This is a genomic window from Bacteroidia bacterium, assembly GCA_026932145.1.
GTDB lineage: Bacteria > Bacteroidota > Bacteroidia > J057 > JAIXKT01 > JAIXKT01.
Genome location: JAIXKT010000019.1, coordinates 16,801 through 29,609 on the forward strand (window position 1 = coordinate 16,801; position 12,809 = coordinate 29,609).

12 protein-coding genes are annotated in these 12,809 nt (G+C 50.3%); 10 read left to right on the forward strand and 2 right to left on the reverse strand.

Annotated elements, in window-relative coordinates; translation table 11 throughout:
- Positions 1-63 precede the first annotated feature (63 nt).
- Positions 64-879 carry a hypothetical protein gene (locus LC115_05010; GenBank protein ID MCZ2356041.1) on the forward strand — a complete coding sequence of 272 codons (816 nt, stop codon included), beginning with the start codon at positions 64-66 and terminating at the stop codon, positions 877-879.
- Positions 880-905: 26 nt separating this feature from the next.
- Positions 906-1,532 (forward strand): dethiobiotin synthase, encoded by a 627-nt coding sequence (gene bioD, locus LC115_05015; protein MCZ2356042.1) that lies wholly within the window; start codon positions 906-908, stop codon positions 1,530-1,532.
- Positions 1,533-1,577: 45 nt separating this feature from the next.
- On the opposite strand, the gene hemA is transcribed toward bioD, so the two are convergent.
- Entirely contained in the window at positions 1,578-2,894 is a 1,317-nt protein-coding gene (gene hemA / locus LC115_05020; protein ID MCZ2356043.1) for a glutamyl-tRNA reductase, read from the reverse strand.
- Between the two features lie 126 nt (positions 2,895-3,020).
- Between hemA and LC115_05025 the strand changes: the two genes are divergently transcribed.
- From LC115_05025 to def, 3 genes are read left to right on the forward strand one after another with little or no spacing between them, the layout of a single operon-like run.
- Positions 3,021-4,229 (forward strand): HAMP domain-containing histidine kinase, encoded by a 1,209-nt coding sequence (locus tag LC115_05025; GenBank protein ID MCZ2356044.1) that lies wholly within the window; start codon positions 3,021-3,023, stop codon positions 4,227-4,229.
- 9 nt (positions 4,230-4,238) lie between these two features.
- Complete coding sequence (gene ruvX, locus LC115_05030) at positions 4,239-4,652, forward strand: Holliday junction resolvase RuvX (GenBank protein ID MCZ2356045.1); 414 nt, start codon at positions 4,239-4,241, stop codon at positions 4,650-4,652.
- Complete coding sequence (gene def / locus LC115_05035) at positions 4,649-5,218, forward strand: peptide deformylase (protein ID MCZ2356046.1); 570 nt, start codon at positions 4,649-4,651, stop codon at positions 5,216-5,218. Before ruvX ends, def begins: the two co-directional genes overlap by 4 nt.
- A 198-nt stretch (positions 5,219-5,416) precedes the next feature.
- On the opposite strand, the gene LC115_05040 is transcribed toward def, so the two are convergent.
- Complete coding sequence (locus LC115_05040) at positions 5,417-9,301, reverse strand: GEVED domain-containing protein (GenBank protein MCZ2356047.1); 3,885 nt, start codon at positions 9,299-9,301, stop codon at positions 5,417-5,419.
- 168 nt (positions 9,302-9,469) lie between these two features.
- On the opposite strand from LC115_05040, the gene LC115_05045 reads away from it, so the two are divergent.
- The 5 genes from LC115_05045 to LC115_05065 all read left to right on the forward strand — a co-directional run bounded on the left by LC115_05045 (position 9,470) and on the right by LC115_05065 (position 12,775).
- Positions 9,470-10,123, forward strand: coding sequence for a 16S rRNA (guanine(527)-N(7))-methyltransferase RsmG (locus LC115_05045; protein MCZ2356048.1), 654 nt, complete (start codon positions 9,470-9,472; stop codon positions 10,121-10,123).
- Positions 10,124-10,159: 36 nt separating this feature from the next.
- Entirely contained in the window at positions 10,160-10,513 is a 354-nt protein-coding gene (locus LC115_05050; protein MCZ2356049.1) for an NADH-quinone oxidoreductase subunit A, read from the forward strand.
- A 48-nt stretch (positions 10,514-10,561) separates the two neighbouring features.
- On the forward strand, positions 10,562-11,044 hold the full coding sequence (nuoB, locus tag LC115_05055) for an NADH-quinone oxidoreductase subunit NuoB (GenBank protein MCZ2356050.1): 483 nt from the start codon (positions 10,562-10,564) through the stop codon (positions 11,042-11,044).
- Positions 11,045-11,151: 107 nt separating this feature from the next.
- Positions 11,152-12,033: a GNAT family N-acetyltransferase gene (locus LC115_05060; GenBank protein MCZ2356051.1), complete on the forward strand. Its 882-nt coding sequence runs from the start codon at positions 11,152-11,154 to the stop codon at positions 12,031-12,033.
- Positions 12,023-12,775, forward strand: coding sequence for a class I SAM-dependent methyltransferase (locus tag LC115_05065; protein MCZ2356052.1), 753 nt, complete (start codon positions 12,023-12,025; stop codon positions 12,773-12,775). The genes LC115_05060 and LC115_05065 overlap by 11 nt, the downstream gene beginning before the upstream one ends.
- Positions 12,776-12,809: the final 34 nt, after the last annotated feature.

Consider the following 12,809-nt stretch of genomic DNA (forward strand, 5'->3'; position numbering starts at 1 on the left):
GATTTGGAAAAAAGACAGAATTTGCGTAAATTCACCCTTTAATCCGTCCGTATTCGCACGATTATGTTCAACAAAGTCACTTTCGGAGTTCTCCTGTCTCTTCTCGTTGTGTCCGGAATATTTTATGCCTGCCGGGAAGGTCGCCGGACCTACCCCATCGTCCCGCCTGAAGAGCAGACACGCGCATACCTGAAAATCATTAATACTGCCGCTTCTTACCCTCATCCTCCCGGATCCGGCAATCACAATCCTTCCCTCGACATCAAATACGAAACCTATAACTCCTCTGCCATCATAGCCCGTAATCTTCAGTTCCCCGGAGGATGGCCCTCCCAGGGCTATGCCAACCTGATAGAAGCCGGCGTGAAGGTGGACTCCAACGGAACCGGTCTCCTGTATCTTTCTGCCAACCTGAATCAGACCTGGGTGGAGCTCATGAAAAAACAGGTGGTCAAACTGGAAGGAGAGAAAAAACAAACCGCCTGGATTATTGACAGTGCCCAGACTTTCATTGTGCGTCAAACTGCCGATACCTACTCTTTCACCGATTCCACCGCAGCCATTCGCTTTTATCACGCCAATGCCTACGATATGACCCGGGATCTGATGATAAAATTTCGCTCGCCCCGTGTTTCCGGCGACACCTGCGTATTTGGGGTGGATTCTATTTTCCAGAACAACTGCAACTTCGCCGAGCAAACCCCTTTCTACGAACTCAAAGCCAACCGGGTGTATGATTTATTCGTGATGGGCCGGGATTCCACTACGGTGCTGCTCTCCAAATCAGGCATAGAGCTCAAGCCCAAATCGGCTTACGCCCTATTTTACTACAACACCAGCTCCGGAAGCAAGGATTTCCAACTGGTGCGCATAGAATAGTCACCTACTCCAATTCTTTCCAGATTATGCAGGAACGCATTTTCGTTACCGGTATCGGAACGGGTGTAGGCAAAACTGTTATTTCATCTATTTTGACTTGTGGCCTTAATGCCATTTACTGGAAACCCGTTCAGGCAGGGAGAGACCCTGAAACCGATACAGAAACGGTGAAAAGATTGACCGGCAGACTGGAACATTTTTTTCTTCCTGAATTTAAAATCCTTCAGGCTCCGGAATCCCCGCATGCCGCAGCACGGAAGGAAGGTATTCACCTCAGCATCCAGGATATCATACTTCCCGAGCCGGGAAATCTCCCCCTCGTGGTGGAAGGAGCTGGAGGGGTACTGGTGCCCATTAACGAAAGGGAAACCTACCGAGACCTGATGATGAAGTGGAATATCCCAGTGGTATTGGTTTCCCGGTTTTACCTGGGCTCCATCAACCACACCCTGCTTTCCATAGAAGCACTCCGCAGCCGGAATATCCCCATCAAGGGCATTGTATTCAATGGAGAACACAATCCGGAATCCGAGCGGGTTATTGTGGGTCTGACCGGTATACGGGTTTTGGGCAGAGTTCCACAGGAAGAGAATCCCCAGCCTCATTGGGTTCAGAACGCCTTTTCCCGGTATATGAACTGGGACGGGGAATAAGTCTTTTTCCCTGTCAGAATACGAATGGAATTTTGGGGATAGAAATTACTTCTCCGTTTTCACCCGGGACTTATCCAGGTTGAAAATGGTGTGCAAAGCCTCGATGAGCGAATCGGCATCTCCCCGGCGGCAGGCCTCTTTCAGGTTGAGCACCGGAAGTTTCATCACCTTTTGCATCAGGCTTCGGGTGACTTCCTCCACGGCTTCAAGTTCCTTTTCATTCAGGTTTTTCAGGTACCGGGAGATTTCCTCCTTGCGGAGATTTTCCAAAGCGTCCTTCAGCAGGTGAATGGTAGGTGAAATACTGAGTTCACGCGACCAGTCCTTAAATCCACCCATCTCTTCCCGGATTATCTGCTGCACAGCAGGCACAAACTGAAGCCTTCTTTCCAGCACCTCGGATGCCCGGGACTGAATTTCATCAATATTAAAAACAATGACCCCGGCTACTTCCTCGGCATCAGCCGCTATGGAACGGGGGACGGAAAGATCAAAGAAATATCGGTGCGCATGCCTTTCATCCCGCTCGAGTAATGGGCGCGTAATCAGGCAATCCATTCCGGATACGGCCGAGAATACCACATCAAACTGAGACAGTACCGACTCCAACTGATCGAAGGGAATAACCGGAAAGCCTGTTTCAGCAGAAAGTTCGTGAGCCTTTTCAATGGTGCGATTCATCAGGTGCACCTGGCGGAAAGAAGAATACCTCAGGTTGCGCGCCACATCAGCACCCATTTCCCCGAGCCCTACTACCAGTACCCGTGCAGATTCCGGATCTCCGACAGATATTTCAGCTGTTTCCACTGCAGCATAGCTTACAGAGGCAGCCCCATCCCGATAACCGGTTTCGCTCTGCACCCGCTTGCCGGCGTGAAAAATAGTATGCAGCAAACGATGTAAAACGGGCCCTGCCAGATTCAGCTCATGACTAATAGAATAAGCCTCCTTCACCTGATGGGTAATCTGAATGTCACCGATGATACCGGAACGAAGACCCATAGCCACTTCAAACAGGTGCTGAAGCGCCTGCTCCCCATCCAGAATATCAAAATAAGGCAGGTATTGATCCACCTGAGACAAACCCTTTTCACACAGCAATCGGGCAATGATTCCGGAAGAAAGATCCGATTCGGATACATAGTAAACTTCGGTCCGGTTGCAGGTGGACAAAACGAGCAGTTCAGATGTATTGAAAATATCCTTCAGGGAAAGCATTAAATCCCGAATCGCCGCAGGACGGATGTAAATCAACTCCCGGATTTCGACCGGGGCTTTATGGTGAGATAAACTGACTGTTTTAAGCGAGAGATCCATTTTCAATTGCGATGCAAAGATACAATCCGCAGGGTAGAATTTCAATTACAGAGCAAAGTTAGATTCCCTTTAACACGAAAGGAATGATATTTATCATCCCAACCCTTGCGGCAGAGAAGATTTTTCATATTTCTAAAACGGAATCAACGCATAAACTTCTTAATTTCGGAAATGGGTTTGAAAGATTTGTTGCGGTCGGGCTGGATCTGGATGGTGGTATTAACCGGGCTCGGGCTGGTGATGCTGAGCCTGTTATACTCCAACTTCCTGGTTTCCCGCCTTGCCATTGAGGAAGAGCGAAGGGTGGAATTACTGGCCCGGGCGCAGGAATTCATTGGCAGCCTGGAAGATGAAAGTTGCGAACTGAACTTCATTCTGGAAAACATTCTCAAAGGCAATGAATCGGTTCCGGTCATTTTTGCCGATTCCGATGGCAATATCCTGGAGCACCGCAACATTCTGGACTCACTGGTTACCGGAGAAAAAAAAGACAAAGCCCTGCAGGTGGCATTGCAGGAGATGAAGGAATCCGGCATTCCTCCAGTGCCCATCCGACTGGGATCTTCTCAGGACCCTATGCCCGTCACGCTGTATGTGTATTACTCCGAATCCTGGCTCCTGAAACAGTTGCGCTGGTATCCTTATGTTCAGTTGCTGGTCATCGGGGTTTTCATCCTGTTTGTATTTATCGGATATGCACTGGCCAAGCGCTCCGAGCAAAATAAAATCTGGGTAGGGATGGCCCGGGAAACAGCGCACCAATTGGGCACACCTATCTCCGGAATGATTGCCTGGGTGGAACTGCTCCGCCTGGAAGAACTAAACCCCGAAGACCGAAAATTATATTTAGGCGAACTGGAGCAGGACATTGTGCGCCTGCAAAATATTGCCGAGCGCTTTTCCCGTATTGGCTCCGCTCCCGACCTGCATCCTGAATCTCCTGCCATTCTCCTGGCAGCTGCGGTAGAATATGTAAAGAAAAGACTTCCCCGTAAAGCCGAAGTTTCCTATCACTCTTCCCTCGACGAAACGGTCACTGTGCCCCTCGATGCCAATCTTTTTGCCTGGGTAATTGAGAATCTGGTCAAAAATGCACTCGACGCTTTGCCTGATGAGCACGGGAAAATTCAGATACGATTATTCACGGGAAAAAAAGGAGATGTGCTGATAGAAGTGGAAGATAACGGGAAAGGTATTTCGCCCAAGCATGCCAACCGGATATTTGATACCGGCTTTACCACCAAAAAAAGAGGATGGGGACTGGGATTGAGCCTGTCCAAACGAATCATCGAAGGTTTCTTCAAAGGGAAAATCATGGTGCACCATACCGAGCCCGGCAAGGGGACTACTTTCCGCATTATCCTGCCCAAAAATGCGTAATTTTACCCCATGTCCAGGATTTTAGCGATTGATTACGGTGCCAAAAGAACCGGTTTAGCCTGGACAGACCCCGGCCGAATGATTGCCACAGCCATAGGATCCGTAGATACGCCGGCTTTGATTGCCACGCTGTCCCAAAAAATAACAGAAGGTCCGGTAGGTTGCATTGTAATCGGTTTACCCAGAAAAACGGATCTCGAGGACACGCACAGTACCGCAGCGGTTCACAAACTGGCAGCAGAACTGAAGACTCGTTTTCCGGAAGTAATGATTGACCTGTACGACGAAAGGTTTACTTCCCGCATTGCGGCCCAGGCCCTCGCTATGGCGGGTGTCAAAGACAAAAAGAAAAAAGAAAAAAAACTGATCAATGCCGTTAGCGCAGTATTGATTCTTCAGGACTATATGCAATACACCTCATGATTCTGCCTGTTTACCTGTACGGCTCCCCGGTGTTGCGGGAAAAAGCCCAAAATCTCCCCAAAGATTATCCCGGTTTGGAAAAATTACTGGCGGATATGTTCGAAACCATGTACAATGCATCCGGAGTTGGGCTTGCCGCGCCTCAGGTTGGTAAAGCCATCCGCCTCTTCATTGTGGACGGCAGCCCCATGGATGAATCGGAAGAAGGAGGAGAAGACACCCGGGATTTCAAAAAGGTATTCATCAACCCGGTTATCCTGGAGGAAACAGGGGAAGAGTGGGCATTTGAAGAAGGCTGCCTGAGCATTCCTGCCATCCGGGAAGAAGTATGGAGACCCGAAACCCTCACCATCCGGTATCTGGATGAAAACTGGCAGGAAAAAACCGAATCTTACTCCGGTATAAAAGCTCGGATTATCCAGCATGAATACGACCATATTGAAGGGGTTTTATTCACCGATTATGTCACCGGGCTCCGGAAGCAGTTGCTGAGAGGGAAATTGAACAAGATTCTGAAAGGACTTTCTTCGGCTTCTTACCCTACCCGGATGCAACCCAAAAAATAAATTCCCGGAACCAACCCATTTTTAAGGGAAGTTCCTGAAAAAAGGACATCATCAACAGAAATATTTGCAATCATTCCTTTGCGGCAAACCCCGGCTTGCGGCAATACATGCATGAGGTTCCCCGCATGCATATTTACATCCATAAAAAAAGCCACTGGAAAACAGTGGCTTTTTTTATTCTGTCTGTAAAAATATTAACTACTGCCGAATAAACCTGCCGTGGTAAGTTTTTCCTCCGGCAGAAACACGCAGTATATAATAGCCGGCAGGAAGTTGAGCAGTTTGTACACTGTAATTACCACTACCTGTCTCCACTACATTCAGTGGCATGATTCTTCCAGTTGCATCGGTAACCTCAGCAGAAAGACCAACCGACTCTGTGGAACCCAGGGTGAAATAAATCACCTCAGAAGCCGGATTGGGGTACAAATCCAGACGAGTCGCCTTCAGGTCATCTTCTGCACTGACCGAACCTATGGTCACAACCTGAAAGGTGGTATCATTCTTACAGGTATTGTAGGCGATAAGGCGAACATTGTAAGTACCGTAAGCCAAATAGGTATGAGAAGGATTGGCCTGGGTGCTGGTGGTCCCATCCCCAAAGTTCCAGTTATAGGCGAAGGCCTGAGTGGACTGATTGGCAAACTGAACATTCACACCACTAATCGTGGGCGTAAAGGCGGCTGTTGCCGGAAGTGTGGTATTAATGGTAATGGTATCAATAGAGGTACAACCACCATTGGTGATAGACCAGGTAAGCACCACACTGTCGCCGAGCACGATGCCGGTAACCTGAGCAAATGGCTGATGCGGATTGACCAGGGATACCGGGCCATAAACCACATTCCACTGACCTGTCCCGATAATGGGTGTATTTCCAGCCATGACTTCCACTACATTACAAGTGGTGTAATCCGCACCGGCTACCGCAGGTGTAGGAGGCAATGTGCGGGTAACAGTCACCTCATCATAGGAGGAATAACAGGTACCATTGGTAATGTACCATCTGAACACATTGGGGCCATTTCCCACATTCTGAACAGTGGCCGTTGGCGAGGTCGGGTTCACAATATTTCCGGTTCCTGAAACGAGCAACCAGCTGCCATTCCCCACAGTGGGCACATTGCCGGCGAGGTTAAACCCGGGTGTACAAACCTGGAAATCCACACCTGCGTCAGCCAGCGTAGCCGGCTGCAGATAATCGATATTAACCGTATCACTCAACACACATACTCCATAGAATACTGTCCAAACCAGTTTATTCTGACCGGGTCCAAGTGCCGTCACCTGTGGATTGGCACTGGTCTGACTGGAGAAGGTGGCAGCACCTGAACTCACAGACCAGATACTGGTAGCGCCAGTGGGCGCAGGAACGGCATTAAGCACAGCCGTATCCACACATACAGACTGGTCTGGACCTGCATAGTAAGGCACGCCGTATTGACCCACAGAAATAATCACCTCATCTGTACCGGTACCGCAGGAATTGGTCACAGTCCAGAGCAGGGTGTTGGCACCCAGAGCCAGTCCGTTAACCGTAGTATTCGGATCTGAAGGATTCACAAAAGAACCAGAGCCTGAAACAACAGACCAGGTACCGGTGCCTGTTCCGGGACTGCTGGCAGAGAGCAGGGCATTTTGGGGACAAATATTCTGATCCATTCCGGCACTCACACCAGATGGGGGTGTTTCGATATTAACATTAAGGGTATCCACATCGGTACAGCCACCGTTGGTGACGCTCCAGGTAAACTGGTTCAGACCAGAACTTAACCCGGATACAGTGGCAGAAGGGGAATTGGCGTTACTGAAACTTCCGGTTCCAACTACCACACCCCAGGTACCAGTACCGGGAGAGGGATTGACAGCCCCAAGAGCAGTAGAAGTGTTACAGGTGAAAATATCCAGACCTGCATTGGCATTAACCGAGGAGGAATCCACCAGAATGGTTACATCACTGGTGGAGGTACAACTCAGGTTGGTGGTGGTCCAGCGGAAAACATTCGGACCCACTGTCATGTTGGTGATGTCAGTCGTTGGGCTGGAAGGATTAACAATATTGCCATTCCCGGAAATCAGGGACCAGGTTCCCGTACCTACAGAAGGGGTGTTGGCCAGCATCTGGGTACTATCATTGTAGCAGATGGTCTGACTTGCACCCGCCACTGCCGGACTGGGTCCGTCGTTCTGGATTGTAACATCGGAAGTATTGGATCCACAGTTATTGCTAACGGTCCAGCGGAATGTGTTGCTACCCGGCCCGATATTGGAGACACTGGTTCCCGGGTTGGTCGCATCAGTAAACAAACCGCCGCCGGTTACCACTGACCAGTTGCCTGTACCGATGGAAGGAGAGTTACCGGCTAGTATGGCATTGGGGCTACAGATGGTCTGGTTAGAGCCGGCCACGGCAGCACTGGGCGGACCGTAGGTGATGGTTACCGTGGAGGTACTGGTGCAGGAACCATTGGTGGTGGTCCACATATACACATTTACGCCCGCCCCTACACCGGTTACCGCTGTGGTGGCAATTGTGGGATTGGTGAAGGTTCCACTTCCGGAAACCACAGACCAGGCTCCTGTGCCAATCACGGGTGCGGTTGCACTCATATTCGGAATGGAAGGCACACAAGTAGTGGCATTGGAGCCGGCCAGAGCGGTGGAAGGACTATTATTGAGGATGGTCACACTCGAGGTTGCCGTCCCACATGCCGTGGTGGACACCGTCCATCGGTACACATTCGTACCCTGGGCAATCCCGGTAACAGTGGTATTATATTGATTGGTACTGCCGAAGGTTCCACTTCCGGTTACTACACTCCAGGCACCTGTTCCGGCAGTCGGGTTATTGGCGGCCATTGTAGCAGTGCTACTGCAAATGGTCTGATTGCTACCGGCCACAGAGGTGGGGGCATCCGCCAGGGTAATGGTGTACTCTTCCCATTCTCCTCCATCCGTGGTGTTTGTATTATTGGGATAATAGGTAGCGGCACAGGTCAGCGCATTGGGGGTAATGCCCGCAACCGAAACAACCCGCATTTTCACCGAACCGGTAACAGCCCCCATGGGAACTGTAAAGTTTCCGGAAGAGGCCAGTGCGGAAGGTGCTGTGGGTGCGAGAATATTCTCACCGGCATCATCAAAGCTTCCGTTGTTGTTGTAATCAATCCACGCAGACCGCCCCTGGGCAAGCCCGACAGAACTAATGCTGATATTGTACACCGAGCCTTTACATAGGGTCGTGGTGGCATTGGGGAAGTACTGATAAGCAGTATTGTTGTTATAGGTCGAATTATTATTCAGGGTATTGACTGTAACATTGCTGATATAGTCGAGTGTAAGGTTACAAGTTTCGTTGAAGGGAACAGCACAGGCTACAGTTGCCTGAATAGTATTGGAGTAAGCCACACATCCACCGTTTACCAGTCGGGCTCTTGCATACATCGTGCTCGCACTTTGAGCTGTAACAAAGAAGTTTACAGTAGCGGCACTGGATCCACTGGAGTTCCAGGGCAGTGTATTGAAGTAGTATTCCCAGTCAATGGTGCCCGTGTGGCCTGTCAGTCGGAATACGATAGAATCGTTGGAAACAATGGCTGTACGCGAGGTTGTGGCAGTACCGCCCACCGCCGGGGTTGAACAGGGCACTTCCCGAACGGCAATATGGGTTCCATTGGTACTGTTGGAAGTACAGGAGGGCTGGGATACCAGTATCCGGTAAACACCGGTTGTCGGGCAGGCCCAGGAAAATTTGGACGCCGTTCCACACCCGGTGGCATTGTCGTTATAGACACCCAGGTACACACCGGCATCGCTGTTCAGGGAAATTTCAGTATCAAAAGTGTTGGCGCCTCCATCGGTGGAACAAAGGGAGAACTCATACACTACGCCTGCCGTGGCGTTGAAACGAAGATACTCTCCGCCCCAAATGTCGTTATAAGCCGTCCATGTGGTGGTAATATTAATGGGTATGGTATTATAGGCTGAACCGCCCTGACACTGAGCCATCATCCTGTTGACAGGAATAAGGGCAAAAACCATCAAGAGCAATGCAGGCAAAAATTGAATTACAGATCTTCTCATGTGAACGACGAACATTTCGAAACTAACTAACTATCTCCGACCGGACGAGTCTCCGGACTTCAACAGGTAAAAATAGTCATTTCTCCGCCTATGACCAACAACAGACCCGGGTAAATGGAAAAATTATCCTTTTGAACGGTCTTTCGGGTACTTTTGTCCACAAGAATTATGGATTTTCCCCTTCTGAAAAAATATTTCCCTGAATTTCCGGAAAGCTTTTTTACCGGAATGCAAACCGCGGCACAAACCTGGACCGAAATGAATGCCGCCATCAATGTGATTTCCCGCAAGGATATGGAATTTCTGGAGGAGCGCCACATTTTGCACAGCCTGGCAATTGCCCGAAAATTCACCTTCCCTCCCGGCAGCCTGTTTGTGGATGTGGGCACCGGAGGTGGATTTCCCGGAATCCCCCTGGCCCTGGCTTTTCCGCATTGCGAGTTCATCCTGCTGGACTCCATCCGAAAAAAAATCCAGGTCGTGGAAGCCGTTATTCAGGCTGCCGGAATCCCCAATGCCCGGGGTGTGGTTTCCCGCTCGGAAGACTATACTGCTCAGGCTGACTACCTGATTTCCAGAGCAGTAACCCGAATGGAACCGTTTATTGCCCAAACCCGGCATCTGATTAAAAAGAACGCCCCACCCCAGCCTTCCCCTTTTCCCGCCAGGGGTATTCTGTACCTCAAAGGAGGGGATCCGAAAGGGGATCTGGGCCAGGAATTAAAGGTAACCCGCAAGAAATTTACCCTCACCCCAATTGGCGACTTGTTCACAGAACCGTTTTTTGAAACTAAATTCCTTGTACATATCCCGCTTCCCTGATAAATTTGTAGCTCGTATCCCCGAATTCAATATTTCATGGAAGAATACATCCCTTTAATTATCCTCATCGGTCTGGCCTTGTTTCTGGGTTTACTCCTGACCAATCTTTCTGCGCTGGCTGGCCCGTTGCGCCCCAACCGGATTAAAGCCGCTCCTTACGAAAGTGGGATGGATCCGGTAGGCACAGCCCGCGACCGGTTCTCCGTGAAGTTTTACCTCGTAGCCATGTTCTTTATCCTCTTCGATATCGAATTGGTCTTTATGTACCCCTGGGCTACCCAATACAAAGAACTGGGTGTGTTTGGGTTTGTGGAAATGCTCACATTCGTGATCATCCTTTTTGTGGGTTTCATTTACCTGCTCAAAAAAGGTGGCCTGAAATGGGATTGATTTTGCGTTTAGTTTTGTTGTTCAACTGATTCAGATTAAAACGATAATATGGGAATTGAAAAGGCGCTCGCCCAAAATGGATTTCTGACCACTACCGTTGATGCCTTAACCAACTGGGCCCGGGCCAATGCCCTCTGGCCCATGCCGATGGGGTTAGCCTGCTGTGCCATTGAAATGATGGCCTTTGCCGGACCAAAATTCGATGCTTCCCGCTTCGGCAGTGAAGTGTTTCGATTCTCCCCCCGTCAGGCAGATCTGATGATTGTTGCCGGCTGGTGCTCCTATAAAATGGCTCACTCCGTAAAAAGAGTATGGGACCAGATGCCTGACCCAAAATGGTGTATCGCCATGGGTGCCTGCGCCTCCTCCGGAGGAATGCACCGGGTGTATGGCGTTGTGCAGGGCATTGACACCTTCCTGCCCGTGGATGTGTACATCCCCGGTTGCCCGCCCAGACCTGAAACCGTATTGCACGCCCTGCAAACCATTCAGCAGCAAATTATTAAAGAGCACTCCATCCTTCAGGATTAAGATTTTTGTACTCATAGTGTTAAGATCGGGTCGGTTATATGCCGGCCCGATTTTTTTTATCGTGGTGCCAGAATGGGATTTTATGCCAAATTTGCTCCCGATACCAGATGGGCACCTCCCCTTTATATCCTTTCCCCCTTTCCCCGAATTGCATTTTCGACAGCCCGGCGTTTTATGACCGCCATGCCCCTCGTTTCCCACAATCGGTTTACCTCAGGTCAGACCAGCCTGGCTGGGACGCTGGTGCTTCCCTGCTGGCAAAATCCGAAGGATACTTCCATCCGGGAATGGGGAGTTATGGCATCCTGCCCCCTGCTTTGAAACCTGATGCCCTGGCCAGACTAAAACAGCCCATCCATACCCTCACCCCTCCCCTGGCCATACTGGAAAGAAAGGCCTGGGCTTATCTGCACTACCTGGGTACCCTTGGGTTTTCCCTTCAATCCTGCGAACCTTCTTTTCTGATTCGCATTACGGATGGTCCCCTTGAATTTCTGCTGGACCGGGGCAACCGAAAACGGCTCCGGAGAGCGCAGGCAGCCGGACTGGTTTTCCGAAAACAGCAGGAGTGGCGCACCCTCTATACCCTGCTCGAGCAAAACCGGGCCGAAAAAGGCGCTACCCTTTCCATGAGCCCCGATGAAATACAATTTATGTTGGATACCTTCCCGGGAAAATGTGCCTGGTTTTCCCTTTCCGATGAATCCAGACCAGTGGCCGCTGCATTTGTGCTTCAACCCCTTTCCTCGGTTTGGCAGGTGGTGTACTGGGGACATGCTCCCGGAACGGATCACCTGAGTCCGGTAACCTTCCTGGCTGCCTGCCTCTATGAGAAAGCCGTGCTGGCCGGAATTCATTTTCTGGATCTGGGCACCGCCAGCCTCCACAATCAGCCCAACGAAGGACTCATCCGATACAAACAAAATCTGGGTGCCTTCCCCTCACTCAAATTTTCAATGGTGTACCATCCTCCCGCTCATGACGCGTAACCTGGATGCTTATAGCAACGAATACCTGCGCCAGCCATTTGAGCCGGTGATGATTCGTTACCGCAGAAAAAAAACTGTGGAATGGCTGGGGGATACCCGGCAGTTATCAATCCTGGAAATTGGGTGTGGCATCTCCCCTGCATTCGACTGGATACAGCACTGGCGCTGGCTTTCCCTGCTGGAACCTGCCACAGAATTTGCCTCCCGCATCCACGAGCAAATGCAGCACCATCCCTCCGTGGATTTGATTACCGCCACACTCGAAAGTAATCCTGCATTTCCCCACGCTCCTTTCGACATCATCCTGCTCAACAGCCTGCTGCATGAACTGCAGGATCCGGCATCAGCCCTAAAAAGCCTTCACCATTGGGCACATCCTCAGACACGGATCTTCATCAATGTGCCCAACGCGCTTTCCGTGCACAGAAGACTGGCCGTGCACATGGGCCTTATTCCCAGCCCCGACACCCTGTCTGATTTCAATCACCTCTTTCAGCAGGCAAGGGTATTTACACCGGCTACCTTACAATCTCTGGCTGAACAGTGTGGCTACAGAATTCTCCGACAGGAGACCGCCTTCATCAAACCCTTCACCCATGCCCAGATGCAAACCTGGATGGATGCGGGAATTTTGACGGATACCCTGCTGGAAGGCCTGTACCGGGTAAGTCCGGAAATGCCCGATGCCGGTGCGGAAATTTTTATGGAGCTGCAACCCATAGCCAATCCCGGAAGCCAATGAATCCAAGCACAATAACTAAACATTTATATATTAT